At 59.9% G+C, this 26,913-nt stretch carries 26 protein-coding genes and 1 pseudogene; 10 read left to right on the top strand and 17 right to left on the bottom strand.

The genetic code is table 11. The annotated features are described in order from the left end of the window. The first annotated feature begins 151 nt into the window (after positions 1–151). From CRX69_RS19240 to CRX69_RS19230, 3 genes are all read left to right on the top strand, one after another. Positions 152–418, top strand: a complete 267-nt coding sequence (locus CRX69_RS19240) for a DUF4212 domain-containing protein (protein ID WP_047230535.1) — start codon at positions 152–154, stop codon at positions 416–418. An 11-nt stretch (positions 419–429) separates the two neighbouring features. Further along, positions 430–2,199, top strand: coding sequence for a sodium:solute symporter family protein (locus CRX69_RS19235; RefSeq protein WP_107322618.1), 1,770 nt, complete (start codon positions 430–432; stop codon positions 2,197–2,199). 166 nt (positions 2,200–2,365) lie between these two features. Then, a complete protein-coding gene (locus CRX69_RS19230; protein ID WP_107322617.1) occupies positions 2,366–4,492 on the top strand; it encodes a TonB-dependent siderophore receptor in 2,127 nt (708 codons plus the stop codon). Between the two features lie 68 nt (positions 4,493–4,560). Here the strand turns inward: CRX69_RS19230 and CRX69_RS19225 are convergent, their stop codons facing one another. From CRX69_RS19225 to ribBA, 8 genes are all read right to left on the bottom strand, one after another. Next, positions 4,561–5,568, bottom strand: coding sequence for an acyltransferase family protein (locus CRX69_RS19225; protein WP_177513920.1), 1,008 nt, complete (start codon positions 5,566–5,568; stop codon positions 4,561–4,563). Positions 5,569–5,830: 262 nt separating this feature from the next. Next, on the bottom strand, positions 5,831–6,874 hold the full coding sequence (locus tag CRX69_RS19220; RefSeq protein WP_107322616.1) for an LLM class flavin-dependent oxidoreductase: 1,044 nt from the start codon (positions 6,872–6,874) through the stop codon (positions 5,831–5,833). Positions 6,875–6,903: 29 nt separating this feature from the next. Continuing rightward, a complete protein-coding gene (locus tag CRX69_RS19215; RefSeq protein ID WP_047226625.1) occupies positions 6,904–7,389 on the bottom strand; it encodes a flavin reductase family protein in 486 nt (161 codons plus the stop codon). Between the two features lie 40 nt (positions 7,390–7,429). Beyond that, complete coding sequence (locus CRX69_RS19210; protein WP_047226624.1) at positions 7,430–8,581, bottom strand: ABC transporter ATP-binding protein; 1,152 nt, start codon at positions 8,579–8,581, stop codon at positions 7,430–7,432. 17 nt (positions 8,582–8,598) lie between these two features. Beyond that, positions 8,599–9,408 (bottom strand): ABC transporter permease, encoded by an 810-nt coding sequence (locus CRX69_RS19205; protein WP_107322615.1) that lies wholly within the window; start codon positions 9,406–9,408, stop codon positions 8,599–8,601. A 6-nt stretch (positions 9,409–9,414) separates the two neighbouring features. After that, on the bottom strand, positions 9,415–10,350 hold the full coding sequence (locus CRX69_RS19200; RefSeq protein WP_047226622.1) for an ABC transporter permease: 936 nt from the start codon (positions 10,348–10,350) through the stop codon (positions 9,415–9,417). Further along, entirely contained in the window at positions 10,347–11,372 is a 1,026-nt protein-coding gene (locus CRX69_RS19195; protein WP_047226621.1) for an ABC transporter substrate-binding protein, read from the bottom strand. Before CRX69_RS19195 ends, CRX69_RS19200 begins: the two co-directional genes overlap by 4 nt. A gap of 348 nt (positions 11,373–11,720) precedes the next feature. Beyond that, positions 11,721–12,830 (bottom strand): bifunctional 3,4-dihydroxy-2-butanone-4-phosphate synthase/GTP cyclohydrolase II, encoded by a 1,110-nt coding sequence (ribBA, locus tag CRX69_RS19190; protein ID WP_047226620.1) that lies wholly within the window; start codon positions 12,828–12,830, stop codon positions 11,721–11,723. 70 nt (positions 12,831–12,900) lie between these two features. Here ribBA and CRX69_RS19185 point away from each other — a divergent pair, with 70 nt between their 5' ends. After that, positions 12,901–13,194, top strand: a complete 294-nt coding sequence (locus tag CRX69_RS19185) for a DUF1330 domain-containing protein (protein ID WP_107322614.1) — start codon at positions 12,901–12,903, stop codon at positions 13,192–13,194. 6 nt (positions 13,195–13,200) lie between these two features. Here the strand turns inward: CRX69_RS19185 and CRX69_RS19180 are convergent, their stop codons facing one another. The 7 genes from CRX69_RS19180 to CRX69_RS19150 form a co-directional block, all read right to left on the bottom strand. Then, entirely contained in the window at positions 13,201–13,764 is a 564-nt protein-coding gene (locus tag CRX69_RS19180) for an NUDIX hydrolase (RefSeq protein ID WP_047226618.1), read from the bottom strand. Between the two features lie 2 nt (positions 13,765–13,766). After that, positions 13,767–14,519, bottom strand: coding sequence for a GntR family transcriptional regulator (locus CRX69_RS19175; protein ID WP_047226617.1), 753 nt, complete (start codon positions 14,517–14,519; stop codon positions 13,767–13,769). A 75-nt stretch (positions 14,520–14,594) separates the two neighbouring features. Further along, positions 14,595–14,984 (bottom strand): carboxymuconolactone decarboxylase family protein, encoded by a 390-nt coding sequence (locus CRX69_RS19170; RefSeq protein ID WP_047226643.1) that lies wholly within the window; start codon positions 14,982–14,984, stop codon positions 14,595–14,597. A 116-nt stretch (positions 14,985–15,100) separates the two neighbouring features. Continuing rightward, on the bottom strand, positions 15,101–15,586 hold the full coding sequence (locus tag CRX69_RS19165; protein WP_047226616.1) for a flavin reductase family protein: 486 nt from the start codon (positions 15,584–15,586) through the stop codon (positions 15,101–15,103). 12 nt (positions 15,587–15,598) lie between these two features. Then, entirely contained in the window at positions 15,599–17,080 is a 1,482-nt protein-coding gene (locus tag CRX69_RS19160; RefSeq protein ID WP_107322613.1) for an aldehyde dehydrogenase, read from the bottom strand. Continuing rightward, the gene (locus tag CRX69_RS19155) at positions 17,077–17,910 is read right to left on the bottom strand and encodes an alpha/beta fold hydrolase (RefSeq protein WP_107322612.1); all 834 of its coding nucleotides are present in this window, start codon (positions 17,908–17,910) and stop codon (positions 17,077–17,079) included. The genes CRX69_RS19160 and CRX69_RS19155 overlap by 4 nt, the downstream gene beginning before the upstream one ends. Positions 17,911–17,955: 45 nt before the next feature. After that, on the bottom strand, positions 17,956–18,546 hold the full coding sequence (locus CRX69_RS19150; protein ID WP_047226613.1) for an amino acid synthesis family protein: 591 nt from the start codon (positions 18,544–18,546) through the stop codon (positions 17,956–17,958). Positions 18,547–19,232: 686 nt separating this feature from the next. Here CRX69_RS19150 and CRX69_RS19145 point away from each other — a divergent pair. The 4 genes and pseudogenes from CRX69_RS19145 to CRX69_RS27950 form a co-directional block, all read left to right on the top strand. Further along, positions 19,233–20,642: a circularly permuted type 2 ATP-grasp protein gene (locus tag CRX69_RS19145; RefSeq protein ID WP_076385079.1), complete on the top strand. Its 1,410-nt coding sequence runs from the start codon at positions 19,233–19,235 to the stop codon at positions 20,640–20,642. Between the two features lie 3 nt (positions 20,643–20,645). Next, entirely contained in the window at positions 20,646–21,596 is a 951-nt protein-coding gene (locus tag CRX69_RS19140) for an alpha-E domain-containing protein (protein WP_047226611.1), read from the top strand. Next, on the top strand, positions 21,593–22,390 hold the full coding sequence (locus tag CRX69_RS19135) for a transglutaminase family protein (protein ID WP_047226610.1): 798 nt from the start codon (positions 21,593–21,595) through the stop codon (positions 22,388–22,390). The genes CRX69_RS19140 and CRX69_RS19135 overlap by 4 nt, the downstream gene beginning before the upstream one ends. Positions 22,391–22,682: 292 nt before the next feature. Next, positions 22,683–22,766: pseudogene (locus CRX69_RS27950) on the top strand (GNAT family N-acetyltransferase); the annotation flags it as partial. 21 nt (positions 22,767–22,787) lie between these two features. On the opposite strand, the gene CRX69_RS19125 reads toward CRX69_RS27950, so the two are convergent. Continuing rightward, positions 22,788–23,711 carry a hypothetical protein gene (locus tag CRX69_RS19125; protein ID WP_052915293.1) on the bottom strand — a complete coding sequence of 308 codons (924 nt, stop codon included), beginning with the start codon at positions 23,709–23,711 and terminating at the stop codon, positions 22,788–22,790. Positions 23,712–23,771: 60 nt separating this feature from the next. After that, the gene (locus CRX69_RS19120) at positions 23,772–25,157 is read right to left on the bottom strand and encodes a hypothetical protein (RefSeq protein WP_047226608.1); all 1,386 of its coding nucleotides are present in this window, start codon (positions 25,155–25,157) and stop codon (positions 23,772–23,774) included. 293 nt (positions 25,158–25,450) lie between these two features. Between CRX69_RS19120 and CRX69_RS19115 the strand changes: the two genes are divergently transcribed. After that, the gene (locus tag CRX69_RS19115) at positions 25,451–25,945 is read left to right on the top strand and encodes a hypothetical protein (RefSeq protein WP_047226607.1); all 495 of its coding nucleotides are present in this window, start codon (positions 25,451–25,453) and stop codon (positions 25,943–25,945) included. A gap of 121 nt (positions 25,946–26,066) precedes the next feature. Then, the gene (locus CRX69_RS19110; RefSeq protein ID WP_047226606.1) at positions 26,067–26,738 is read left to right on the top strand and encodes a DUF3313 domain-containing protein; all 672 of its coding nucleotides are present in this window, start codon (positions 26,067–26,069) and stop codon (positions 26,736–26,738) included. The last annotated feature ends 175 nt before the right edge of the window (positions 26,739–26,913 follow it).

Genomic DNA, 26,913 nt, shown 5'->3' with positions numbered 1-26,913 from the left:
TTTCCGCGATCTTTAACCCGTCCCAGTAAGTGAGGGAACGCGGATGTCAATATCCAGAGTGGCGAAGGTAGACGAAAGTCGTACTAGCGCTCTGCCCAGCGACTGCTACGGTTTGAGTGGAAAACAATAAAAACAACGGGAGTTGATTTCCATGTCCACTCAAAAGCAACAGGCTGCGCGTGCCTACTGGACGGAGAACCTACGCTGGATGCTGGTATTGCTGGCAATCTGGTTCTTGGTGTCGTTCGGCTTTGGCATTTTGCTGGTTGACCAGCTCAACACCATCAGCTTCTTCGGTACGCCCCTGGGATTCTGGTTCGCCCAGCAGGGGTCCATCTACGTCTTTGTGCTCGAGATCTTCTTCTATGTCTGGAAGATGAATCAGCTCGATCGCAAATATGACGTCCACGAAGACTGAGGCCGACGAGCATGGATACCCAAACCCTGATCTACCTGTTCGTCGGTGCGTCCTTTGCGCTCTATATCGCCATTGCCATCTGGACGCGCGCCGGCTCCACCAGCGAGTACTACGTCGCCAGCAAAGGCGTGCACCCGGTACTCAACGGCATGGCCACCGGGGCCGACTGGATGTCGGCCGCCTCGTTCATCTCCATGGCCGGGATCATCGCCTTCGCCGGCTATGACGGCTCGGTCTACCTGATGGGCTGGACCGGCGGCTATGTGCTGCTGGCGATGTGTCTGGCGCCGTATCTGCGCAAGTTCGGCAAGTTCACTGTCCCGGAGTTCGTCGGCGCGCGTTACTACTCGCAGACGGCGCGGGTGGTGGCGGTGATCTGCGTGATCTTCATTTCCTTCACGTATGTGGCAGGGCAGATGCGCGGTGTGGGCATCGTGTTCTCCCGTTACCTGGAAGTGGATATCAATACCGGCGTGATGATCGGTATGGCCATCGTGTTCTTCTATTCCGTGCTGGGCGGCATGAAGGGCATCACCTACACGCAGGTGGCGCAGTACTGCGTGATGATTTTTGCCTACATGGTGCCGGCTATCTACATCTCGATCATGATCACCGGTAATCCGATCCCGCAACTGGGCTTCATCAGCGAGGTCACCGGCTCCGGCCAGAGTGTGATCGAGCGGCTCAACGGGCTGGGTGCGGAGCTGGGTTTCACGGCCTATACCGACGGCACCAAATCGACCACCGACGTGTTTTTCATCACCATGGCGCTGATGGTCGGGACTGCGGGCCTGCCTCATGTGATCGTGCGTTTCTTCACCACCCCGACAGTGCGTGATGCGCGCAAGTCAGCAGGTTACGCACTGCTGTTCATCGCTGTCCTCTACACCACCGCGCCGGCCGTGGCGGCTTTCGCGCGCACCAATCTGCTGACCTCGATCCCCAACGTCAGCTACGCCACCGCGCCAACATGGTTCAAGACCTGGGAAAATTCGGGGCTGATCGCCTGGGCGGACAAGAACAACGACGGCATCATCCAGTATGGCCCGGGGGCAGCCCTGGTCGGCGCGCCGAGCTTCACGGGTGAACGCGGGGCGAACGAGCAGCGGCTGCTGAGCAACCAGGTTTCACCGGTGGCCAACGAACTGTATGTCGACAACGACATCATGGTTCTGGCCAACCCGGAGATTGCCGGGTTGCCAGGCTGGGTCATCGCCCTGATTGCCGCCGGTGGCCTGGCGGCGGCGCTGTCGACGGCAGCGGGGTTGCTGCTGGTGATTTCCACATCGGTCTCCCATGACCTGCTCAAAAGCAACATCATGCCCAGGATCACTGAAAAGCAAGAGTTGCTGGCCGCCCGGATCGCCGCTGGCGTGGCGGTGCTGATTGCCGGGTTGTTCGGTATCTACCCGCCGGCATTCGTGGCCCAGGTGGTGGCGTTCGCCTTTGGACTGGCGGCGTCCTCGTTCTTCCCGGTGATTGTCATGGGGATCTTCTCCAAACGCATGAACCGCGAAGGCGCGATCGCGGGGATGATTGTGGGGCTGACGTTTACATTCACCTACATCGTCTACTTCAAATTCATCAATCCGGCGATGAACACTGCCGAGCACTGGTGGCTGGGCGTATCGCCCGAAGGCATCGGCACCCTGGGGATGCTCTTCAACTTCGTAGCCGCGGTGGTGGTGTCACGCTTTACCGCGCCGCCGCCGGAGCACATTCAGCACCTGGTGGAAGATATCCGGGTTCCAAGGGGGGCGGGTGCGGCCATCGATCATTGATGTGCGGTAAGCCCTGATAACAGGGGTGGGAAACGAACAAAGGCGCCGGAGTGATCCGGCGTCTTTTTTTTGCGCGGGTCAAGCGGGAAAGCGTTAGAAATATTTACTGGGAATCATTCTCAAAGTATATTCTCTCTCATTAACATCCCTCTGTGAGTGCTGCGTCTTGAATCGTTCCACCCCTCTCGCTACCCGCAACGCCTTTTTTAAACGCGTGTTGCCAACGCTGTCCTGCTGTTTCATTGCAAGCCCTTTGTGGGCGCAGGACATTCTCGAACTGCCAACCACGGACATCCAGGGCAGTCGCATCACTCAGGACGAAGGGTACACGGCGTCGCAAGCCAGCACCGCGAGCAAAAGCGATGTACCGATCAAGGAAGAGGCGCAGTCGATCAACGTGGTGACCCGGCAGACCCTGGCGGACTATCAGGTGCGCTCGCTGGGCGATGCGATGAAATTTGTCAGCGGCGTCAGCCAGGGCAATACCCTGGGCGGTTCGCGGGATTCGCTGGTCAAGCGCGGTTTCGGCACCAACGATGACGGCTCGATCCTGCGCGATGGTGTGCGTTCGAACCTGGGACGTAACTTCAGCGCCACCACCGAGCGGGTCGAAGTGCTCAAGGGCCCGGCCTCGATGTTATACGGCGCGCTGGAGCCCGGCGGCCTGGTCAACATCATCAGCAAGAAACCCGAATACACCCAGAGCACCACACTGAGCGGCTCGGCCTACAGCGAAGGTGGCGGCACCATGGCCCTGGATACCACCGGGCCGTTGGGCGATACCGGCCTGGCGTATCGGTTGATCGCCGAGCGTGGGCATGAGGATTATTGGCGCAACTATGGCGTCAACGAGAGCACGCTGGTGGCGCCGTCCCTGACCTGGACGGGTGAGCGGGCCTCGTTGAACCTCAGTTATGAGTACAACGAATATTCCAATCCCTTCGACCGCGGCACCGTATTCACCGACGGGCATCCGGCCGACATTGACTACAACAAGCGCCTTGATGAGCCTTGGGCCAAAAGCGTGGGGATTCGCGAAACGGCGACAGCGCGGTTTGAGTATGAGCTGAGTGAAGCGTGGAAGACCCGCGTGACCTATGGTTGGAACAATGATCGGTATAGTCTTTCGATTGCGCAGCCCAATTCGCTGACGGGTAATAATTTGCGCCGTGCCGCCAACGGTGCTCACTATGACGATGAAACCCGCTACGCCAGCTGGGATTTCATCGGCAGGCAGCAATTGTTTGGTCAGCGTCATGACCTGCTGGTTGGGGCTGACAATCAAGTGTCTGACCAATTTCGTGGCAAGACCTACCGCAATACTGCTCAGGGTGGTTTCGACATCACTTCGCCGATCTACGGCAACCTGCCAGAGCCAAGCCAGATCAGTGCTCCCCAAAGCGACCTGAGTAACCAGTTGACCTCCAGCTCCGTTTATCTCAAGGACAACTGGCACCTCGACGACCACTGGATTCTAGTCTTGGGTGGCCGCTACCAGCATTACGATCAATACAGCGACCAAGGTTTGGGCAGCCGTTATGTGGTCAACCGCGATGACAACGGCGACGCTTTTGTACCGTTCCTGGGGCTGGTCTACAAAGCCACCGACAACCTGTCGCTGTATGGCAACTACAGTCGCTCCTTCAAACCCAACGATGACGTGGACGATGCCGGCAACACCTTCGATCCAGAGGAGGGCCGCAGTTATGAAATCGGCGCCAAATACGACCCGCTACCGGGCCTGAACATCAACCTTGCGCTGTATGACATCGTGAAGAAGAACGTCGTAACGTCCTCCACGGTCAATGGCGTCACGTTGGCAGAAGCCGCCGGCAAAGTCGGCTCCCAAGGTCTGGAACTCGACGTCACCGGTCGTCTGGCCGAGCGTTGGGATCTGATCGGCACCTACGCCTACACCCACACGGAAATCCTCGACGATCCGGATGACGAAGGCCACCGCCTGGCCAACGCACCCAAGCACACCGCCAGCCTGTACCTGACCCACCACCTGAACGTGCCTGCCGAATTCGGCGCCTGGCACGCCGGCGCCGGTGCCCGTTACGTCGGCGAGCGCGCCGCCAACAACGCCAACGATTTCTGGCTCAGCAGCTACACCGTGGCTGATGCCTTCCTGCGCTGGGAGTCACCGGTATTGGGGCACAAGACCTCGTTGCAGTTGAACGTGGACAACCTGTTCGATAAACATTACTACCCGTCTTCCACCGGCAGCCAATTGCAGGTCAATGTCGGCGAACCGCGTACCGCCCGCCTGAGTGCCAGCGTGACGTTCTGAGTGCGCTGTTCTGAAAACAAAAAATGCCCGGAAACTAATCCGGGCATTTTTTTATTCGGGGTCAGCGGCTACGCCGGTGTGCGGCCCACGGGTATCTGTGCGATCTCACGTTTAGCGCCCGCCCTCAACGCGTGGCGCAGCTTCAGCGCCGGTCGCTCAACGCAGTAATACGACAAGCCACTCAATGCCAGCGACAACACCAGCACCAGTGTAATCATCAGGGCGCTGTACTCAACCGGCCAGAACGCCCGCAACACGTACATCACCACAAAATGGTTGAGGAACACGCCATAGCTGATATTCCCCAGAAACTCATCCATCCAGTGATGCTTGAGCCTGCTGAGCACATGCACCGCCGGCACACCCAAGACTATGCCCAAGGTTACTTCTGCGTTGAAGGGGCGGCGGGGAATGAACCCGACAACAATGGCCAGGAACATTATCGCTGCCACGACCGTGGTGATGGAGGCGACCCATAGTCCTTTGGCCTGGGCGTGGTACAGGTAGCTGCCACACAGGAAGATGAACAATACGCCCGGCAGTAGACGGTAGCCGTAGATGTCGGTGTTGACGTAGCCCAGCGAGGCGACCAGGAAAACCGTTACGGACACCGCGAACGCAATGCCTCGGGCCTTATAAAGGATCAGAAACGGGATCAGCAGGTAAAAGCACATCTCCAGCCCCAGAGACCAGCCAGGTGGCAGGATCTCCGGCACAGTGATGCCGAACATATAGAAACCCAGCGGCACGATGGGCAGGCTGGTGGCGATGTTTTCGATTGTCAGCGCCGCTGCCTGTGGCGTGCCCGGCAGCAGGAAATGGATCACCGCGCAGGAGAGGACGAAATACAGAAGGAACTGCGGGTAAAGTCTCAACAATCGGTCAAGGTAGAACAGGCCGATTTTCCCTGGGACGTTGTAGCTCCTGTCGATCAAGGGCGTCATCACAAAACCGCTGATAATCAGAAACGACACCACGGCAACAACGCCGGGGTTGAAGCCTACGAACATCACGCCCATGTGGGAAATCGCCACGAGCATGGCCAGCAGCAACCGATAACTCCCCACGCCCATCATCCTTAATCAGAGTTGATCCGTTGAACGGTTAAGTTATTGGGGTTTATCGGCGCTGAACAGAGGTTTGCGGGGCGGCGACGGGGAAGTGGGGGAATTTGGCAGATATGACATCGTTGTCTCAGTCAGGCCGCCATCGCGATCAGGCTCGCTCCCACATTGGCCGCGGGTGTTCACTCATTATGTGAACGCCATAGCCCCCCTGTGGGAGCGAGCCTGCTCGCGATGACGGTGGAACTGACCCCGTGGGTTCCAGGGTTGGATATCAATTGAAGGCCGGCACCACCTGCTGGATAAACAGCTCCAGGGACTTCTTCTTCTCGGCATGGGACAGGCTGTTGTCACACCAGAAGCTGAACTCATCCACACCCAGTTCCTGGTAATACTTGATCCGTTCGATGATCTGCTGCGGGGTGCCGATCATGGTGTTCTTGCGAATGTTCTCCAGCTGGAACTCCGGACGCTCGGCGAATTTTTTTTCCGGGCTTGGTGCCAGAAAGCCGTTGACCGGAACTTGCTTGTTGCCGAACCAGGCATCGAAGGTGCGGTAGAACTTGGAGATTGCCTGGGCGCCGATTTTCCAGCCTTCGGGATCGTCGGCGGCATGCACGTGGGTGTGACGCAGCACCATCAGTTGTGGACGCGGCACGTCAGGGTTGTTGTCCAGGGCAGCCTGGAACTTGTTCTTCAGGTCCAGGACTTCTTCATCACCCTTCATCAGCGGCGTAACCATGACGTTGCAGCCATTGGCGACGGCAAAGTTGTGGGAATCCGGGTCGCGGGCGGCGATCCACATCGGTGGGTGGGGTTTGCGAATCGGCTTGGGCACGCTGGTGGAGGTGGGGAATTTCCAGATTTCGCCGTCATGGGCGTAGTCGCCTTGCCACAGGGCACGCACCACCGGGACCATTTCCCGCAGAGCCTGACCGCCGGAGGAGGCGGGCATGCCGCCCGCCATGCGGTCGAATTCCACTTGATAGGCGCCCCGGGCCAGACCGACTTCCATGCGGCCATTGCTGATCACATCCAGCAGCGCACATTCGCCGGCCACCCGCAGCGGGTGCCAGAACGGCGCGATGATGGTGCCTGCGCCCAGGTGAATCGTGGTGGTCTTGCCGGCCAGGTACGCCAGCAATGGCATCGGGCTTGGCGAGATGGTGTACTCCATGGCGTGGTGCTCGCCGATCCACACGGTGCTGAAACCGCCGGCCTCGGCCATCAGGGTCAGCTCGCTCAGGTTTTCGAACAACTGGCGATGGCTGACGCTTTCGTCCCAGCGCTCCATGTGTACGAACAGGGAAAATTTCATGGCGCTTTCTCTTATGGTTGGCGATCGGTTCAGGCGAGGACGGGCAGGGCGCCCATCTTGCCGTGGCAGTAAACCAGCGGCCCTGGTGTGTGTTGCGGCACGATCAGGTTCTTCACGGCCCCGACCATAATGGCGTGGTCGCCGCCTTCGTATTCGCGCCACAGTTCACATTCGATGATGGCGGTGGCGTTGCTCAGCAGGGGGTTACCCAACTCGCTCAGGGTCCATTCGATGCCCTGGGCCTTGTCCTTGCCTTTGCGGGCGAATGCGTAGGCTTCGTTCTGTTGCCCACCGGAGAGCAGGTGAATGGCGAAGCGCTTGTTCTTGATCAGCACCGGATAGGAATCGGAGCTGTAGTTGGGGCAAAACAGCACCAGGGCCGGCTCCATCGACAATGAGCTGAAGGCACTGGCGGTGAGGCCCACGATGTGCCCGTCGTCATCAAGTGTGGTGATCACTGTCACACCGGACGGAAACGAGCCCATGACTTGTTTGTAAACGCTGGCATCGATCATTTAGCAGTCCTCGTACGCAATTCGGTTATGACGCGGTTCCTCAATGAGCCCCGGCGGCCTTGTTGAGGTCGCTTTCGGCCCATTGGGTGTAGACGCACGCATCGGTCGTGGCCCAGCGCACGCGCACCGGGTCGCCGGTCTTGAGGGGCATGCCGGCGGCGGAAAGCGCTTTGACCGTCATGGCAGTGCCGCCCGAAGTCACCACGCTGCAGGTCTGGCTCTCACCGAGAAACAGCACCTCGACGACCTTGGCCGAGACCTCATTCCAGCCGGCCGCCAAGGGCTCCTGGGCGGCTTGTTCGACGCTCAGGGCCAAGGCTTTTTCCGGGCGCACCATCAGCAATACAGCCTGATCGCTTTGCAGACCGGCGGTCAGGCGAATAGACAAGGACTGGTCTTCAAACGTCGCCACCGCGTTGCCCTGGGCCTTGAGCTTGAGAAAGTTGGAATTGCCTAGAAACGAGGCGACAAAGGCATTCGGCGGGTTCTGATAGAGGTCGTAGCCGCTGCCCAGGCCGACGATCTTGCCGTGGCTGAAGATGGCAATGCGTTGGGACAGGCGCATGGCTTCTTCCTGGTCGTGCGTGACGTAGACGATGGTGATGCCCAGGCGACGATGCAACTGACGCAGTTCATCCTGCAGGTCTTCGCGAAGCTTTTTGTCCAAGGCGCCGAGAGGCTCGTCCATCAACAAAATGCGTGGTTCGTAGACCAGCGCCCGGGCAATCGCCACGCGCTGCTGCTGGCCGCCGGACAGTTGCGAAGGGCGGCGGTGGGCAAATTGCTCAAGCTGCACCAGCTTGAGCATGGCGTCGACGCGACGATCACGTTCAGCAGCGGCCAGTTTGCGGATCGCCAGCGGGAAGGCAATGTTGTCACGCACCGACAAATGCGGGAACAGCGAATACCGTTGGAACACCATGCCGATGTCGCGTTTGTGGGGTGGAACGTTTACCAGGGATTTGCCGTCCACCAGGATCTCGCCACTGCTGGGGGTCTCGAACCCGGCCAGCATCGACAGCGTGGTACTTTTGCCCGAGCCGCTGGAGCCCAGAAAAGTCAGGAATTCACCGTCCTGGATGTCCAGGGAGATGTCGTCCACGGCAGCAAAGTCGCCGTAGTGCTTGTTCAGGTTGCGCAGGCTGACCAGAGTCTTGTTGTTCTGTTGTGCGGGGTCTTTGACGGCACTCATCGTGTTCTCCTAGGCGCTCAGGCGCTGATTTCATTGCGCCGGCGCAGGGCGGCGGCGATCCCCATCACCAAAACCGAGAGGCCGATCAGCAGCGTCGAAGCGACGGCGATCACAGGCGTCAGGTCCTGGCGCAGGGTGGTCCACATCTTTACTGGCAGGGTTTGCAAGGTCGGGCTGGCCATCATGACGCTCAGCACCACCTCGTCCCACGACACCAGGAACGCGAACAGGGCACCGGCGACCATGCCTGGGCGGATCGCCGGGAAGGTCACCTTGAACACCGCTTGCAGGCGTGAGGCGCCGCAGATCACCGCAGCGTCCTCAATGGACTGGTCGAACAGCTTCAACGAATTGATGATCGAAATGATGGTGAACGGCAGCGCGACGATGACGTGGCTGACCACGAACGCGAACATCGTGCCGGTGTAGCCGAGTTTGAGAAACAGCGCGTACACCGCCACTGCGATGATCACCAGTGGCACGATCATCGGCAGGGTGAACAGGCCGTAGAGCATTTCCCGGCCGGGGAAGCGTCCACGTACAAGGGCAAATGCGGTCGGCAGGCCCAGGGCGACAGCGCAGACGGTGGTCAGTACCGCGACCTTGAGGCTGGTCAATGCCGAGCTCATCCAGTCGGGATTGGAGAAAAACTGGCCGTACCATTTCAATGTCCAGCCCGGTGGCGGGAAGACCAGCCACTGGGACGAACCGAACGACAGCAGCACGATGAACACGATCGGCAACAGCAGGAACAGCGCAATCAGGCCAGTGGTGAAGTACAGACCGAACCGCATGCGCCGGCTCATGGCATTGGGGGTCAGGAGCATGACGGCTTACCTCGCGTTGCTGGCACCCACCGGGGATTCCGGCTGGAGCTTCAGGTAGAAGTAGAACAACACCAGGGTGATCACCACCAACAAGGCAGCGCCGGCACTGGCCAGGCCCCAGTTGAGGAACGACTGCACCTGCTGGATGATGAATTCGGGCAGCATCATGTTCTGCGCACCGCCCAGCAACGCCGGGGTCACGTAGTAACCGAGCGACATCACGAACACCATCAACCCGCCGGAGAACAGACCCGGCCGGCACAGCGGCAGGAACACCCGGAAGAAGTTGGTCCACGGGCTAGCGCCGCAGATGGAGCCGGCTTGCAGGATCATCGGGTCGATGGCCTGCATGGTCGCCTGTAACGGCAGGACAATGAATGGGATCATGATGTAGCTCATGCCGATGACCACGCCGGTGAGGTTGTGCACCATCTCCAGCGGTTGGTCGATGATGCCCAGCGCCATCAGCGTCTTGTTGATCACCCCGGAGGCTTGCAGCAGCACCAGCCAGGAATAAGTACGGGCCAGCAGGCTGGTCCACATCGACAGCAAGACAATGTTCAGCATCCAGCGGCCCCAGCCTCGAGGCACCAGGGTGATGGCCCAGGCCAGGGGGAAGCCCAGCAACAGGCTGAACAGCGTCACCAGCCCGGCTACCGAAAAGGTGTTGAACAACACCCTTGCATAGGCCGAATTGGCGAACAATTGCTCGTAGTTGCCCAGCCCGGGCACCGGTTCCAGCACGCCACGCAGCAGCAACCCAATCAACGGCGCCAGGAAGAACAGGCCCAGGAACAGCAGGGCGGGGAGCAGATTGCCGGCCCCGCGCCAGCGCTGTGCCAGCGACGGCGTTTGCGCGACCATCGCTGCCTTGGCGGTTGCCGCGCCGGCAGCGCCAGGGGCGCTCCCGGTGCGAGGAGTTGCCGTTGCCGAAATTTTCATTTCACCAGCCATTCGTTCCACCGTGTCGCGATGTCCTGACCGTTCTTGGCCCAGTACGCGTAATCAAGTGTGATCTGATCCTTGGCGTGGGCGGTCGGCAAGTTGGGAGCGAGCACCGAATCCAGGCGTGCGATGCTGTCGACGTTGACCGGCGCGTAAGCGGTCAGGTTGGAAAAGTCCGCCTGGCCCTTGGCGCTGCTGGCGTTGGCCAGGAACTTCATGGCTGCGGCCTTGTTTTTCGAGCCTTTTGGAATGACCAGGATGTCGGCCATGACCAGGTTTTGTTTCCAGCTTACGCCGACGGGGGCGTCGTCCTGCTGCAGCGCATAGATCCGGCCGTTCCAGAACTGCCCGATGCTGGCTTCGCCGGAGGCAAGCAGTTGCTGGGACTGGGCACCGCCGCCCCACCAGACGATGTCTTTTTTGATGGTGTCGAGTTTTTTGAAGGCGCGGTCCAGGTCCAGCGGGTAAAGCTTGTCCGCTGCAACGCCGTCGGCCAGCAGAGCCAGTTCAAGCACGCCAGGGCTTGGCCACTTGTACAGGGCGCGTTTGCCAGGGTAGGTCTTGGTGTCGAACAGCGCGGACCAGTCCTCAGGTTTACCGGAACCGAGCTTGTCTTCGTTGTAGCCGAGGACGAACGAGAAGTAGAACGAGCCGACGCCGTGATCGGACACGAAGCGTGGATCGATCTTGTCGCGTTCGATGACCGAGAAGTCCAGGGGTTCGAGCAAACCCTCAGCGGCGGCGCGCAAGGCGAAGTCAGCTTCGACATCTACCACGTCCCACTGCACGTTACCGCTTTCGACCATGGCCTTGAGTTTGCCGTAGTCGGTCGGACCATCCTGGACCACGGTGATGCCGCTGGCCTTGCTGAACGGGGCGGCCCAAGCCTGCTTCTGGGCGTCCTGGGTGCTGCCGCCCCAACTGACGAAGTTGATGCTTTCGGCCGCCATCGATGCCTGGCTGGTAACGCTCAGCAGACCTGCAAAAAAAATTGCGGCTGCACTTTTCTTCAACACCATTTTCACGCCCTCATTGTTGTGTTTATTGAGCGGGCTTGTGTTTACCCGCTTATCGGGAGCTTCAGGTCCATCTGGCCTTGCAGGCGACCGGGCCAAGGGCTGGTTTTGTGTGCTTGCCCGCTGGGCGCACTTGGCTGGAGTGGTCGGTCTATGGAATATCATATTATGGTATTCCAAACTTTCTGCAAGCATTTTGCCGTACCGGCTATCTGTCTGGCCGGGATTTCTGCAATCTCTGTGGGAGCGAGCCTGCTCGCGATAGCGGTAGACCTATCGGTCTCAAATGTTGACTGACACACCGCTATCGCGAGCAGGCTCGCTCCCACAGAGGACGGTGATGCCTCATGCTTATCCGGTAAAGGGAATACTCTCCACCACCTCCAGGTCATACCCCGTCAACCCCGCGTATTTGAGCGGCGGCCCCAGGTGCCGCAACTTGCCGACGCCCAGGTCCTGGAGAATCTGCGCACCGGTGCCTACTTCAGAATAGATGCGCGATTGCGACCGGCTGAACTGGCGTGGCGGCTGAGTCAGCTGCGGGACGCGCTCGAGCAACGCCTGGGACGATTCGTGATTGGCCAGTACGACCACCACGCCGCAGCCTTCTTCGGCGACCCGTTGCAGGGCCGCCCACAGCGTCCAATTGGAAGGCCCGTTGTATTCGGCACCCACCAGGTCCCGCAGCGGGTCGATCACGTGCACTCGCACCAAGGTCGGTTCTTCCCGGCGAATATCGCCCATCACCATCGCCATGTGCACACCGCCTTCGATGCGGTCTTCGAAGGTGAATAAGCGAAAGGTACCGTGCACCGTGGGCAATTCGCGTTCACCGATGCGCACCACGGTGTGCTCGGTGCTCAAGCGGTAGTGGATCAGGTCGGCGATGGTGCCGATCTTGATCCCGTGCCTGTGGGCAAAAATCTCAAGGTCAGGACGGCGGGCCATGGTGCCGTCGTCGTTCATCACTTCGACGATCACCGACGCCGGTGTGAAGCCTGCCAGGCGCGCCAGGTCGCAACCGGCTTCGGTGTGACCGGCGCGGGTCAGCACGCCACCTTCCTTGGCGCGCAACGGAAAGATATGGCCCGGCTGCACCAGGTCTGCGGGACCGGCGCCGACAGCGACCGCCGCGGCAACGGTGCGCGCGCGGTCGGCAGCGGATATGCCGGTGGTCACGCCAACGGCCGCCTCGATGGATATGGTGAAGGCGGTGCTGAAGACACTGCCATTGCTGGGCACCATTTGCTCCAGGCCCAAGCGCTGACAGTGTTCGTCGGTCAAGGTCAGGCAGATCAATCCGCGCGCTTCGCGAGCCATGAAGCTGATGGCTTCGGCGCTGCAGCGGTCGGCGGCCAGCAACAGGTCGCCTTCGTTCTCCCGATCCTCGTCGTCAACCAGGAGCACCATCTTGCCTTGTCGGTAGTCTTCGATGATTTCTTCGATGCTGTTGAAGGCCATGCTGGAATTCTCGGTGTCAGGTTAAAATACCTGTGGTATACCATAATACAAAATAAACCGAGAGGTCACCATGAAGGCATACTGGATTGCTCATGTAGATGTCACCGACCCCGATCAATACAGCCAATACACCCAGCGGGCGCCAGCGGCGTTTGCTCTGTATGGCGGACGGATGCTGGCCCGGGGCGGGCGTAGCGAGGCGATGGAAGGCAGGGCCACGCCGCAACGCAGCGTGGTGATCGAGTTCGATTCTTACGAGCAGGCGCTGGCCTGTTATCACTCGCAGCAGTATCAGGCGGCCAAGCGCTATCGCCTGGACGTAGCCAAGGCTGAGGTGATCATCGTCGAGGGTATTGCGCCCTGAGGCCTGTCAGCGGATGAAATGAATCTTGCCGCTGTCGTCGTTGCCAATGTAGATGCCGTAGACCCCGGCCTGGCGTTCCTCGATGTAGCGTTCGAGGATCTGGCGGATGGCCGGGTAGTAAATACTGTCCCACGGAATATCTTCAGGGGCGAAGAACTGGCAAGCGAGGGTTTCCGGGCCGAACTGGCCAGTGATCTCCAGCGCGATGGCGCGAAAGATGATGTACACCTCGCTGATTTTCGGCACGCTGAAGATCGAGTAGGGCGAGAGAATGTCCGCGCGAACGCCGGTCTCTTCCCAGACTTCGCGCAGTGCCGCCTGCTCGGTGGTCTCACCGCCCTCCATGAAGCCCGCCGGCAGCGTCCAGGTGCCGGGGCGCGGAGGAATTGCGCGCTGGCACAGCAGGTACTTGCCGTCCTGCTCGATGATGCAGCCGGCAATGATCTTCGGATTCACATAATGGATATAGCCACAGCCACCGCACATCAGGCGTTCGTGGGTATCGCCCGCTGGCAGGCGGTGACTCAAGTCGCTGCCGCCGCACCTTGGACAAAAGCTGGGGCTGAACATGATCAGCGACCTATGCGAGGTTCTTTGAGGGCGATGGGCGCCGTGATTTCAGGGATGTCGCCGGTTTCTTCCTGCTGGCGCTTGAGGTACTCCAGGGCGACCTTGGCGGCGGCGCGCACATGGTCGACACAAGCCTGGTGGGCGGCCAGCGGATCGCCACTCTTGATTGCCTCGACCATGCGTTCCATTTCCTGGTTGCTGCTACCGCGACGGTTCTGCTGGGACACCGAGGTCGCCCGCAGATAGCTGATCCGGGCCTGCAACTGGCGCAACTGAGTGGCGGCAACATGGTTGCCGGAGCCTTCCAGCAGCACATCGTAGAAGCCCTGTACTGAATCGATGACCTGTTGCAGTTCGCCGTCCTTGAGGGCCTTGCGGTTCTCCTCCAGGGCTTTTTCCAGCGCTTTGATGTCCTTGGCCTTGGCCCGCAGGGTGAACAGCTGAACGATCAAACCCTCGAGTACACAGCGCAGTTCATAGATGTCGCCGGCATCGGCCAACGTGATGATCGCGACTCGTGGGCCCTTGGCATCGGCGAATTCCACCAGCCCTTCGGATTCGAGGTGACGCAAGGCTTCGCGCACCGACGTGCGGCTCACGCCCAGGCGATCGCACAGATCGCGTTCGACCAGACGATCTCCCGGCAGAAGCTGGAAATTCATGATGGCGCTTCGCAGTTTATCCAGCACGATTTCGCGCAGGGTAACGGGGTTGCGATTGACCTTGAAGCTGTCGTCGAGTGGCAGGCGTTTCATCGGGTCCGCTCTGTAATGTGGCTGTCCATGCAGAAGGGGCAAGAGGCTTGCCCGCTCAGATCAAACAGCCGAGGGTTAACTGGAGGCCTCGGCATCGGCTTCGGCGAAGGCTTCACGGGCGAGCCGGAAACTGTCTACGGCAGCAGGGACGCCGCAATAGATGCCGACCTGAAGCAGAATTTCGCGTATTTGCTCACGACTCAGGCCGTTACGCAAGGCGCCACGCACATGCAGCTTGAGTTCGTGCGGACGATTGAGCGCCGAGATCATGGCCAGATTAATCATGCTGCGTTCCTTGAGCGATAAACCCTCACGGCCCCAGACATGGCCCCAGCAGTATTCGGTGACCATTTCCTGCAAGGGGCGAGTGAAATCGTCGGCGTTCTCGATGGAGCGGTTGACGTAGTCCTCGCCCAGCACTTGGGTGCGGATCTTCAGGCCTTGTTCATATTTGTCGTTGCTCATCGTGGTGGCTCTCAACATCGTCGATAGAGGTTGGTTGTGCAGTTGCACGTCTGCTTGGCTCATGCCGGCTCCTGAGAAAATGGGGCGCTCCCACATTGGATCTGCGCCCGGAAGACTCAGGCCAGCACCGGCAGTGGGCCGAGCTTGCCTTTGTGGTAGATCATCGGCGTCACCGGCTGCTCGGGCAGGATCAGGTTTTTCACCGCGCCGACGATGATCGCGTGGTCACCACCATCGTATTCGCGCCACAGTTCACACTCGATGATCGCTGTGGCTTTGCTCAGCAGCGGGTTACCGCGCTCGCTCAGGTGCCAGTCGATACCCTTGGCCTTGTCCTTGCCTTTTCCGGCGAAGGCATAGGCTTCGGCGGTCTGGTCGGCGGACAGCAGGTGGATCGCGAACTGTTTGCTGTCACGCAGGATCGGGTAGGTGTCGGAGGCGTAGTTGGGGCAAAACAGCACCAGCGCCGGGTCGATCGACAGCGCGCTGAAGGCGCTGGCGGTGATGCCGACGATATTGCCGTCTGGGTCCAGGGTGGTCACCACCGTGACGCCGGATGGGAACGAACTCATGACTTCTTTGTAAATGCCGGGCTCGATCATTTCTCAGGACTCCTAGCGCATCACGAACGGGTCAGGCATGGGCGCCTGAGAGAGATTGATCCACACCGTTTTGAGTTCGGTATAAGCGAGCACCGAATCGATGCCGCTCTCGCGTCCGTAGCCGCTGTTCTTGAAGCCGCCAATGGGCGCCATGGCCGAGACCGCGCGGTAAGTGTTGACCCAAATGATCCCCGAACGCACGTCCCGGGCCAGGCGATGGGCGCGGCCCAGGTCGCGGGTCCAGATACCGGCGGCGAGGCCGAACTGCGAGTCGTTGGCAATCGCCAATGCCTCGGCTTCATCCTTGAAACGAATGACCGACGCCACCGGGCCGAACACTTCTTCCTGCATGATCTTCATGGAGTTGCGGTCGCATTCGAACAGGGTCGGCTCGTAGAACCAGCCTTCGCCCAGGTTCGCTGGGCGCTTGCCGCCCAAGCGAAGACGAGCGCCCTCAGCGATAGCGTCGGCCACCAGACCTTCGACCACTGCCAGTTGCTGCGCGGTGGCCATCGGGCCCATCTCACTGGCATCTTCCTGAGGGTTGCCGATGCGGATGCGCTGGGCCCGCTCTACCAGGCGCGAGACGAACTCATCGTAGATTTCATCCTGCACCAGCAGTCGCGAACCAGAGACGCAACTCTGTCCCGATGCGGCGTAGATCCCGGCTATCGCGCCATTGATGGCGCTGTCCAGGTCGGCGTCGGCGAAGATGATATTGGGTGATTTTCCGCCCAGCTCCAGCGACAGCTTGGCGAAGTTTTCAGCACTGCTGCGCACCACATGCCGGGCCGTGGCGGCGCCACCGGTGAAGGCGATCTTGCGCACCAGCGGATGACGGGTGAGGGCGGCGCCGGTGCTCGGGCCGTAGCCGGTGACGACATTGACCACTCCCGGCGGTATTCCGGCTTCCAAGGCCAGGCGAGCCAGCTCCAGGATGGTGGCCGAAGCGTGCTCGGAGGGTTTGATCACGATGGTGTTGCCGGCCGCCAGCGCCGGGGCTAGCTTGATCGCGGTCAGGTACAGCGGACTGTTCCAGGGAATGATCGCTGCAACGACGCCCATCGCTTCGTGCACGGTGTAGGCAAACAGGTCCGGTTTGTCGAGGGGCAGGGTGCCGCCCTCAAGTTTGTCGGCCAGACCCGCGGTGTAATGGAAAAACTCCGGCAGGTAACCGACCTGCCCGCGGGTTTCACGGATCAGCTTGCCGTTGTCGCGGCTTTCCAGTTGGGCCAGTTGTTCTTTGTTTTCAGCGATCAGGTCGCCCAGACGCCGCAGCAGTTTGCCGCGAGCGGTGGCGGTCAAGCCACGCCAGGCAGGACTTTCGAACGCCGTCTGTGCAGCCTGCACGGCGCGCTCGACATCGGCTTCGTCGGCATCGGGCAACTCGGCCCAGGGCTTGGCCAGGGCCGGGTTCAGGCTTTCGAAAGTCTTGCCGGACAGGGCATCGACCCATTCACCGCCGATGCACATCGAAAAGCGTGCGAGTGTCATGCAACGATCCCCTTTATTGGATTTTGTCGGGTATTTGCGCTGTCGAGAAATTCCAGCAGCAACTGGTTGACCAGGCGCGGCGATTCTACCGGCATCATATGCCGCTGCTCGTCAAGCACGGCAACCGTTGCACCGGGAATTCGCTCGGCCAGTTCACGGGCCATTTCCGGCGTCGAGCCCGGGTCCAGTTCGCCGGTGGCAATCAACGTTGGCACCGTGATGCTGCCCAGGTCGTCGGCGCGGTACATATCCTGGGTGGCAAACAGTTCATAGGTGGTCAGGTAACCCTGAGGATCATTTCCTGCCAGGGTCTGGCGCAGGGCGGCAATCTGCGCCGGGTTGGCGGCCTGATACTCGCGGCTGAACCAGCGTGACAGCGCGGCCTCGGCGTTAGCGTCCGGGCCATGTTCGGCGGCCTGGGCGGTGCGGGCGATGACCCCGGCACGCTGCTCGGCGCTGCGGTTGAATACGCTGTTAAGGACCACCAGGCCTTGCAGGCGTTGCGGATAATGCAAGGCAAACGCACGGGCCACCAGGCCGCCCATGGAGAAACCGATCACTGTCGACTGGGGCACTTGCAGGTGGTCGAGCAGCTCCACTAACTGGTCGGCGTAACCCAGCAGGCCGGTGCCGCTTTCGGGACGCGGACTGGCCCCGTGACCAAGCATGTCATAGGCAATCACGCGGTATTTTGTGGCCAGGCCAACGATCTGGCCGCCCCACATTTCTTTGTTCAGGCCCACGCCGTGGATCAAGACCACGGGCTGGCCTTGGCCGGTCGCCAGATAACTGGTGCCGGCCGGGGTGAGTTCAGCGGTGAGCCGAATCATGGAGCGCTCCTGCATGCCTTTTTTATAGTGGTTGCCCAGGCTGGATCACTGCGCCTTCTCGGCGGCCAGTTCTTCCAGATCGATGTAGCGATTGCCGATGCGCGGGTGCAGGCGACCGCCATCGGCGCAACCCAGCACCACAACAATTTCGTCGGCGCGTGGTGCATCCTCGATCTGCATTTCCAGGGTGATGTAGTGCGAGCGCAGACCTTCGTCGTCCTTGTGCATCATCGGGATCTGGATCGAGGTGCCGGGGCCGCCACGTTTATTGGTGAAGCTCAGGTAGCTCTTGGCTTTCACCGCTTCACGGTAATGGTTGCCAAAGCGCAGGGTGTGGATCACGGCGGAGGCGTGCTCGATTTCACCGTCGGCACCCACCACCGCGGCCTTGCCATAGGCTTCGATTTTTTCCGCGCCACCGATGATGCCCACCAGACGCTCGACCATCAGCGCACCGAGGTCGGAGCAGTTGGCGCGGATTTCCGGTTTCAGGTCTTCAACGAAGCCACGGCCCAGCCAAGGGTTTTTCATCACCACCGCCAACCCGACCATGGTCACCGGCTTGTCGGTGGCCTTGCCGCCTTCGATAAAGGTTTCTTCGACATAGCTGACGATCTTGCGAATTTCGAAACTCATGAGCTGCTCCGTAGGAGGGTGGAATTGGTCTGTGCGTATGATGGTATACCATAATACTACTGGCGCAAGTGTCTGCTTTGAGTTTGTTCGCAGGGAGGCGACAAATGGCCGAGCCGGATAGTGAGGGGCGTGGGGGGGGCTGTGATCGCTGAGCGCTCTGCCTGATGAGTGCTTTAATCCTGAGTGCGGGATAAGTCTCTTGCTTAAAAAGGAGAGTCGCTTTTGAGCGCTCTGAAGGGCGGTGAGTATAAATTTCCCTCTTTCGGGGCATTACCGACCTGTTACCTGACTTATTGCACCGATTCGACTCGTTCGGGCGCATGTAGGAAAAAGCTGAAATAAACGTTTCAGCGTATAAAGGAGCGTATGTCGCAAAAATGAAACTAAATATCGCGGGGGCGTACATCTACGACGGTTTCTCCAGCAATGTCCTGGTGCACCGGGCTTAGGCACAGCCTTTGCTAGAGCTCAAGAAAGTAGGCCACTACAGCGCGGGGTTATCAGAGGAGCATTCACGGCGCAGATTTAATCAGGGGGCGCACGTCATCCAGACGCAAAGGCCAGATCAGAGACCGGTGCAATCGAGGTACTCAGAAAAACAGGGCTCATTAAAACAAAGCAAGGCCGGACCATTGGAATGACGAAGTGATAAAAAATGCCGTGTAGAACGCGGCTGGGAGTTGGCTATGCCCCAAGCTTTTTTTAATGAAATGTATGATGCAAAGGGTGACTGCCGCCCGCACTATCAAGCCTTCTCACGCTGGCTGGCGGACACGCCGCTGGAGCTGCTGGAACAGCGGCGTCGCGAAGCCGATCTGCTGTTTCATCGAGCCGGTATCACCTTCACCCTTTACGGTGACGAGCAGGGTACCGAACGATTGATTCCGTTCGACATTATTCCTCGCAGCATCAAGGCCAGCGAATGGAAGATGGTCGAGCGTGGCTGCATTCAGCGGGTCCAGGCCCTGAACATGTTTCTGGCCGACATCTACCATGGGCAGCGGATCCTCAAGGAAAAAATCATTCCGGCCGAGCAGGTGCTCGCCAATGAGGGTTATCAAATCGCGATGCAAGGCCTGGACTTGCACCGAGGCATTTATGCCCACATCGCCGGTGTTGACCTGGTTCGCGACGGTGATGGCAGTTATTACGTGCTGGAGGACAACCTGCGTACGCCCAGCGGCGTGAGCTACATGCTCGAAGACCGCAAGATGATGATGCGCCTGTTCCCCGAGCTCTTCGCCGCCCAGCGCGTGGCGCCCATCGATCACTACCCGAATCTGTTGCTCGACACCCTCAAGAGTTCAAGCCCCCTGGACAACCCGACCGCCGTGGTGCTGACCCCCGGTCGTTTCAACAGTGCCTATTTCGAACATGCGTTCCTGGCCCGTGAAATGGGGGTGGAACTGGTGGAGGGCGCCGATCTGTTCGTGCGCGACGACCATGTCTACATGCGCACCACCGCAGGCCCCCAGCAGGTGGATGTGATCTATCGCCGCCTTGACGACGATTACCTCGATCCGCTGTCGTTCAACCCAGACTCCATGTTGGGCGTTCCCGGACTGATCGCCGTTTACCGGTCAGGCAACGTGGTGCTGGCGAATGCGGTGGGCACGGGCGTGGCTGATGACAAATCGATCTACCCTTACGTCGACGAGATGATCCGCTTTTACCTCACCGAAGAACCGATTCTGAAGAACGTGCCGACCTGGCAGTGCCGCAAGCCTCAGGATCTGTCCCACGTGCTGGCCAACCTGCCTGACCTGGTGGTCAAGGAAACCCAGGGTTCCGGCGGTTACGGCATGCTGGTAGGGCCGGCAGCTACAGCGGCGCAGATCGAAGACTTCCGCGCACGCCTCAAGGCCCGCCCCGAAGCCTACATCGCCCAACCGACGTTGAGCCTTTCCACCTGCCCGACCTTCGTCGAGAGCGGTATCGCCCCGCGCCACATCGATTTGCGTCCGTTCGTGTTGTCGGGCAAGGAAACCCGCCTGGTGCCCGGCGGGCTGACCCGCGTGGCACTTCGCGACGGCTCGCTGGTGGTCAATTCGTCCCAGGGTGGCGGCACCAAAGACACTTGGGTAGTGGAGGACTAAGACATGCTTTCAAGAACCGCTTCGGACCTCTACTGGATGTCCCGCTACCTGGAGCGCGCCGAGAACCTGGCGCGCATGCTCGAAGTCAGTTACTCGCTGTCGCTCATGCCCCAGGCCGGGCGCAGCGACGGGCATGCCGAGCTGGCGATGTCGTTGCTGGCGGCCGGCACGCTGGACGATTACAACGCCCGTTATGACGCGCTGAACACCGAACGCATGTTGCATTTTTTCGCACTGGACGAAACCAACCCCGGAAGCATCTACAGCTGTCTGCGGGCGGCGCGGACCAATGCCCATGCGGTGCGTGGACGCATCACCGCCGATATGTGGGAGAACATCAACGCCACCTGGCTGGAGATGCGCAACATTGCCAGCAATGGTCTGGGCCGCTACGGCATCAGCCACTTCTGTGAATGGGTCAAGGAGCGCTCGCACCTGTTCCGTGGCGCGACGTCGGGCACCATCATGCGCAACGATGCCTATAGATTCATTCGTCTGGGAACCTTTATCGAGCGGGCGGACAACACCCTGCGTCTGCTGGACGCCCGCTACGAAATGTTTGGTGAGGAGTCGGAAGAGGTCAGCGACAACTCGGCACGCGGTTATTACCAGTGGAGCGCCTTGCTGCGGGCGTTGTCTTCGTTTGAAGCGTTCAACGAGATCTACCGCAATGCGCCCAACGCCGAGCAGGTCTCGGAAATGTTGCTGCTGCGCGCCGACGTTCCGCGCTCGTTGCATGCCTGTATTGAGGAGCTGGACCAGATCCTCTCCAGCCTGCCGGGCAACAATGGCCGCCCGGCCCAACGCCTGGCCGCTGAACTGAACGCGCGGCTGCGTTACTCCGGCATCGACGAGATCCTGGCATCGGGCCTGCATCAATGGCTGACCGACCTCATTGGCCAGATTCGCCACCTGGGCCAGACCGTTCACGAGTCTTATCTGGAGGTGGTATGAAACTTTCCATACGCCACGACACGACCTATAGCTATGCCGATGAAGTGTGCACCAGCATCCAGTTCCTGCGCTTGACCCCCAAGGACACTCAGCGTCAACGCATCCTGCAATGGCATCTGGAATTGCCACGTCTGGTGCGCAGCCAGCTCGATCCCTACGGCAATATCCTGCATGTGATGACCATGGACGAGCCCCATGGCGCTCTGGTGCTCACGGCTTATGGCGAGGTGGAAATCCATCAGGCGGTGCAGATGGAGCCGGACAGCCAGTCACCGCTGCCATTTCTGCGCCCCAGCCGCCTCACCCAGGCCGATGATGCTCTCGCGGCCTTTGCTGTGGAGCAATGCGCAGCCCGACGTGATCGCTCGGCACTGACCGATTTGATGAACGGCCTGGCTGCCCGCATGCCCTACAGCCCGGGCACGACCGAGGTCAGCAGTACCGCCGCCGAAGCCTTCGCCGGGGGCGTGGGGGTTTGTCAGGATCATACCCACGCATTTCTGGCCTGCGCGCGTAGCCTGGGGGTTCCGGCGCGCTATGTCTCCGGTTACCTGTGCACCGAAGATGAAAGTCATCTGGCGAGCCACGCCTGGGCTGAAGCCTGGCTGGAGGACGGCTGGTACAGCTTCGACGTGACCAATCGCCTGACCTGTCCGGATCGGCATTTGAAACTGGCGGTCGGCCTGGACTACCTCGACGCCTGTCCGGTACGCGGCATGCGCCGCGGTGGCGGGGCAGAGCAGATGCACGCGCGGGTGCAGGTGAACTCAATGGTTCAGGTGCAGCATCAGTAGGCGAGGAGAGCACTGAGACCCAAGCCCATGTGGGAGCAAAGCTTGCTCGCGAAGACGGCGGCACAGTCAGTATTGATACAAGCGGGTCACCGCAATCGCGAGCAAGCTTTGCTCCCACAGGCTTGGCCCTGGATACCTGAATGTTCGCTGGCTTATAGTGAACGGCCTTTTCAGGTCTCCAGGGAGGAGCCGCATGTCCGAGCATTCGATCAGCCTCACTCGCTTCAATGAAGCTCATATCGGTGGGGTCACCGCGCTCTACAACGACCCGGGGTCGCCCCTCAGATGTTGCTTCGAAACCGAAGGCCTGCTGCGCGACTACGCCGTGCGTGACGGGCGATGGGTGGACACCCTGGCGATGGCGCGGTTGCGCTGAGTAGGTCCCAGCACGAACGAATCACTGAGTCACCGCCTGATCGGACGCGACGTAGGTGAACGTGGCGCTTTCGGTGGCACTGTTGGCAGGTGTCAGACGAATGATCGGCACGACAATTTTCGGATTGGTGGAGTTATAAAAGTCGCGTTGGTTGTAGCGAGCGTCGGGCAACCCCTCGTTGGTGCCTCCTGCAACAAAGAAGAACGCCATGATGGGGAAAGTGTTTGGCCGTCCTGGTGTCCAGGTCTTGATGATGATCTCGTTATGCTCAGCGAATCCTCTCGCCCCTATCAGAACCTTGCCCAGCACCGAGGCGTAGAACGCCGGTCCGGCCAGTTGATTGCGGTCATCGTTGACATCGAATCCGCATTGGCGCAGGTGTTCATTACCCCCCGGCATTGTCCATATGCCCAGCCATTGTTGCGCAGTGGTCACGCCGGCCAGATGGCAGAGTTGGCTTAACGCGGGATAGTCCACGTGGTGGCCACAAGGGCTGGTACGGTGCCAGGTCCAGGCATCCATCGGGTATGAGCACAGATAGTCCAGGTCAATCTTGTCAGGCGGTGCGCCGAAGATGGGGTAGAGGATAAGGCCGTTGCCGTGGCCCCACGCCAGCCGCCCGAAATTGGCGTCTGCCCGTAGATAAGAGAAAGACACTCCGCCACTGGTTATTGAGGTTGGGCTGGGGTCCCAGACTTTGTATTGTTCTTCGGGGTCTTTTACCGTCACCCTGAGGGTGACACCCGAGCAGAGGAACGAGGGTTGCGAGTCGGAATTGTTGCAGTTGGGAAATTTGCGATGGTAAAGCGTGGTCAGGAAACTGGCGGTCTCAGGCCCATCGAGTACCTGGACTCCGTTGATTGTGATGGGGGCAGGCGGTGCTGTCGTGACTTGTGCGCACCCGACCATCAACGTGATTAACAGCAACCCCATTAATTTACGCACGGTACGTCCTCCTGCAATGGAAAAGCAGCGTCAAAACCGTTGGTTAGCTGAAAAACCGAGTCAGGCGATCAATCTCAGAAACCATGAAAAGATGATCGGCGTGCCGGTGCCGGTTTCCCGGAGTGTCCAGTTGACCATGATGGGCTTCCCGCGGTTTTCCGCTATCCAGGCAGGGGGCACGGACAGGTCGGTTTGGCTGGTACCGGCTGTTATCCGAATTTCCTCACCGTAGCGGGCCGTCACGCCAAACAGCGCCATTCGTGCGGTATGCGCGGTGAGCAGGGCTGGATGATAGGCCCGGAGATTGGTTTTGCTGCCGTCCAGCGTCGGTTCCCGTAGCGTGTATTTTTGTGGCGTGACCGTAATGTCCAGGTCTCTCGATGGAATATCCGTAGTGGTGCCAGGCGCTCTGACGGTGTAATAGACCTCCGCACCGGTGCCGATGCAATCCACCACTTCGTTTCTGGGCACCTGGAATCTCAACGTTTGACCAGCAACCGATACCGTCTGGATCTCACTGCCCCAGGTGGAGTTACGCCCAACCCAATACACTTTTACGTCCTGCCCCGGAGCCGAACCGATGTAGTTCACTTCGACGTTGGCGAATTGCGCGTCATAGAAATCCCTCTCGAAATTCAGGCGCTCGCCATTGAGCTCCCTGGCCTCCAGGACCCTGGGTTTGGTGAGGTCGAGTGCCGGTTGGCGAATGTGCACATCGATGTAGGTGGCCCTTGACCATATCGCCTGCGGGCCGCTGGAGTTGCCCAGCAGGTCAGTTACTCTGAACCGCAAAGCGAACCGGGGATTGTCTTGCCAGAAGTCGGCGGTCCGCAGAATGATGTCCACGCTGCCGGCAGCGGCCTCGGTAGCGCTTACGGTGCGCGTCATTTCCTGGCTGTCACGGTCCACTGTGATAACGTCTTTTTCCCTCATGTAGGGATAGCGGATGGTAAGGATCACCCCTTGGCTGGCCATTGCCGCATCCACCCCCTTGGTGATGACCTCGGAGGGCAGGGTGAGGGTCAGGTTGGGATTGTCGCCTGGGGTTGAGACTTCGCCCCCCGGCCGTGGCCGGTGGAAGAGCACGTCCAATGACTGTGATGTTTCGGGAATCGTCTGACCTACACGCAGTACGCTCAGGCGTATCTGGTTGATGCCGTTGCTCAACAGGGCTTCCGGCAGGTTCAGCGTGAATGGCTGATTCACTTCACCCGGCATAATGGTCTTGTTCAGCACGGGGATGTCGGAATTGCTCAGCAAGATGCGGGCGTCGTCATATTCGGCCTGTTGGGTCCAGGGTTCCACCAGCAATGGCAGCAATCCATTGGCGAGCAAACGAAGCGGGATACCGCCGTGCGGGTTTGCTGGGTGTTCAACCGTCACCATCCCGATGATGATGACACGGTTGATGACTTCGATTTCATTGTCCGGGCTCAGGCTGGTCATGGCGCGTCCTCCTCTTGCCAAGCGTCGTCGGAGTTATCGTCTTGGCGGTTCGCTTCATCAAACCTCCCGCCCGCGGCTTTGACTACTGTCATTCCTGACAGGTGAGGCGAAAAAACCAGAGAAAAACCTCTCCACTCATCGGATTTCCCGGAGGTATTCCTTATCTGCGGCAAAGGTGCTGACGCACGACTATGTATGCCGCGCGTGACGGGCCAGGCGGGTTTTGCGTACGCCTGCGTCTTGAACCTGTCATCATCCAGCTTGGCAGCACCCCTTGAATCGAGGAACAGCGCATGGACGATGTAAAGCAATTGGGTGAGATGCTTCGTCACTACGCAGACAGCGAAGCGCACAAGAAGCAACAGCACGAGGCGCAAGCGGCGGTGTGGGCCGCACAGATCGAGGCGTTGTACGGGCAGATCGAGCAATGGCTGGCGCCGGTCCTGGCCCCCGGCCTTCTGACGCTGACCCGTGAGGCGTATGTGGCCCACGGGCCGAGTGTTCCGGCAGAAACCTCCGGCTTCAAGACAGAAAAGCTGACACTGTCCATCACTGGCAAGCCGGTGGAATTCATACCCGATGTAATGGGGGCCGGCGGGCAGATTTCCCTGGCGATCATGGGGCTGACTGCAACGCGTTACGGCAGCATCTCGCTGGTTTGCCTGCCGCCTTCGTTGCAGTGGCAATGGCGTCGAACCAACGGGTTGAAGGATCCGGATACTTTTACCTTCGACGCGGACTTCCTCGCGCAGCAATTGCAGAGCCTGATACCCCGCGAGCGCGGCTGAAGGCGGTGGCGAGCAAAGGGCTTGCCCAGTGACTTGTTCCTGTCGGAGCAGGCAAAACCGCGCCCATTGGCTATACCTGTAATTCCCGGCCCCGTTTCGTGTGGCTTACAGGAGTGACAGCATGAAGTTTGCGTCAATGATTGGCACCGTGTGCATGGCCTCGCTTGCCCTGGCGGGTTGCTCCAGCAAGATCACCCAACCGGATGAGTACTCCGGCTTTCTGGGTGATTACAGCCGGCTCAAGGAGGAGAAGTCGCCGTCGGGGGCCGAAGTGATGCGCTGGGTTGATCCCACGGCAGACCTGAGCAAATACACCAGCCTTTACGTCGAGCCGACACAGCTTTACCCCAAGCCGCAGCCGACCGTGAAGATCCCCCAGGCCACCTTGTCCGGCATTACCGGTTACTACGATCAGGCGCTCAAGCGGGAAGCGGGCAAATCCCTGCCCCTGGCGACCGGCCCTGGGCCCGGAGTACTGGTGATGCGCGCGGCCATCACCGCCGTAAGCAGCAAGACCGAGGGCCTGAAACCTTATGAAGTGATTCCGATCGCGCTGGTGGCGGCCGCGGTCAGTACCGCCAGCGGTATTCGCGACCAGGAAACCACCTTGGGCACTGAAGCGGTATTTCTCGACGGCGGCAACAATGCAGTGGTCGCCCAGGTGGTGCGCAAGGGCACGGGTAAGCCGTTGTCCAACGAAGCCCAGGTGATGAAGCCCGATGATGTCAAAGGTGTGATCGATGGTTGGGCGGCGGACTTGCATCAGTCGTTTCTGAAGCTCAAGGCTAAATAGCGCACAGGCGTCGCTGTAGGCGCTGGCGAAGCCTGCGATCTTTCGCTCTAGACTCAATTAGCAGGGCAAAGATCGCAGACTCGTTGCACTCGATAGCTCCTACACCGCCAAGCCATGACTTTTTATGTCCAACCATAGGTCGCAGAACCATTTCATGGTTAACTCCGGCCTCACC

Source organism: Pseudomonas rhizophila, assembly GCF_003033885.1.
Lineage (GTDB): Bacteria > Pseudomonadota > Gammaproteobacteria > Pseudomonadales > Pseudomonadaceae > Aquipseudomonas > Aquipseudomonas rhizophila.
Note: the sequence above shows the minus strand (reverse complement) of the source record. Positions and strands in the feature narration are given on the sequence as shown.

Coding starts and splice junctions, on each gene's coding strand:
- CRX69_RS19240 (WP_047230535.1), top strand. CDS start 152: ATGTCCACTCAAAAGCAACAGGCTGCGCGTGCCTACTGGACGGAGAAC.
- CRX69_RS19235 (WP_107322618.1), top strand. CDS start 430: ATGGATACCCAAACCCTGATCTACCTGTTCGTCGGTGCGTCCTTTGCG.
- CRX69_RS19225 (WP_177513920.1), bottom strand. CDS start 5,568: ATGATGGGCGTGGGGAGTTATCGGTTGCTGCTGGCCATGCTCGTGGCG.
- CRX69_RS19220 (WP_107322616.1), bottom strand. CDS start 6,874: ATGAAATTTTCCCTGTTCGTACACATGGAGCGCTGGGACGAAAGCGTC.
- CRX69_RS19215 (WP_047226625.1), bottom strand. CDS start 7,389: ATGATCGATGCCAGCGTTTACAAACAAGTCATGGGCTCGTTTCCGTCC.
- CRX69_RS19210 (WP_047226624.1), bottom strand. CDS start 8,581: ATGAGTGCCGTCAAAGACCCCGCACAACAGAACAACAAGACTCTGGTC.
- CRX69_RS19205 (WP_107322615.1), bottom strand. CDS start 9,408: ATGCTCCTGACCCCCAATGCCATGAGCCGGCGCATGCGGTTCGGTCTG.
- CRX69_RS19200 (WP_047226622.1), bottom strand. CDS start 10,350: ATGAAAATTTCGGCAACGGCAACTCCTCGCACCGGGAGCGCCCCTGGC.
- CRX69_RS19195 (WP_047226621.1), bottom strand. CDS start 11,372: ATGGTGTTGAAGAAAAGTGCAGCCGCAATTTTTTTTGCAGGTCTGCTG.
- ribBA (WP_047226620.1), bottom strand. CDS start 12,830: ATGGCCTTCAACAGCATCGAAGAAATCATCGAAGACTACCGACAAGGC.
- CRX69_RS19185 (WP_107322614.1), top strand. CDS start 12,901: ATGAAGGCATACTGGATTGCTCATGTAGATGTCACCGACCCCGATCAA.
- CRX69_RS19180 (WP_047226618.1), bottom strand. CDS start 13,764: ATGTTCAGCCCCAGCTTTTGTCCAAGGTGCGGCGGCAGCGACTTGAGT.
- CRX69_RS19175 (WP_047226617.1), bottom strand. CDS start 14,519: ATGAAACGCCTGCCACTCGACGACAGCTTCAAGGTCAATCGCAACCCC.
- CRX69_RS19170 (WP_047226643.1), bottom strand. CDS start 14,984: ATGAGCAACGACAAATATGAACAAGGCCTGAAGATCCGCACCCAAGTG.
- CRX69_RS19165 (WP_047226616.1), bottom strand. CDS start 15,586: ATGATCGAGCCCGGCATTTACAAAGAAGTCATGAGTTCGTTCCCATCC.
- CRX69_RS19160 (WP_107322613.1), bottom strand. CDS start 17,080: ATGACACTCGCACGCTTTTCGATGTGCATCGGCGGTGAATGGGTCGAT.
- CRX69_RS19155 (WP_107322612.1), bottom strand. CDS start 17,910: ATGATTCGGCTCACCGCTGAACTCACCCCGGCCGGCACCAGTTATCTG.
- CRX69_RS19150 (WP_047226613.1), bottom strand. CDS start 18,546: ATGAGTTTCGAAATTCGCAAGATCGTCAGCTATGTCGAAGAAACCTTT.
- CRX69_RS19145 (WP_076385079.1), top strand. CDS start 19,233: ATGCCCCAAGCTTTTTTTAATGAAATGTATGATGCAAAGGGTGACTGC.
- CRX69_RS19140 (WP_047226611.1), top strand. CDS start 20,646: ATGCTTTCAAGAACCGCTTCGGACCTCTACTGGATGTCCCGCTACCTG.
- CRX69_RS19135 (WP_047226610.1), top strand. CDS start 21,593: ATGAAACTTTCCATACGCCACGACACGACCTATAGCTATGCCGATGAA.
- CRX69_RS19120 (WP_047226608.1), bottom strand. CDS start 25,157: ATGACCAGCCTGAGCCCGGACAATGAAATCGAAGTCATCAACCGTGTC.
- CRX69_RS19115 (WP_047226607.1), top strand. CDS start 25,451: ATGGACGATGTAAAGCAATTGGGTGAGATGCTTCGTCACTACGCAGAC.
- CRX69_RS19110 (WP_047226606.1), top strand. CDS start 26,067: ATGAAGTTTGCGTCAATGATTGGCACCGTGTGCATGGCCTCGCTTGCC.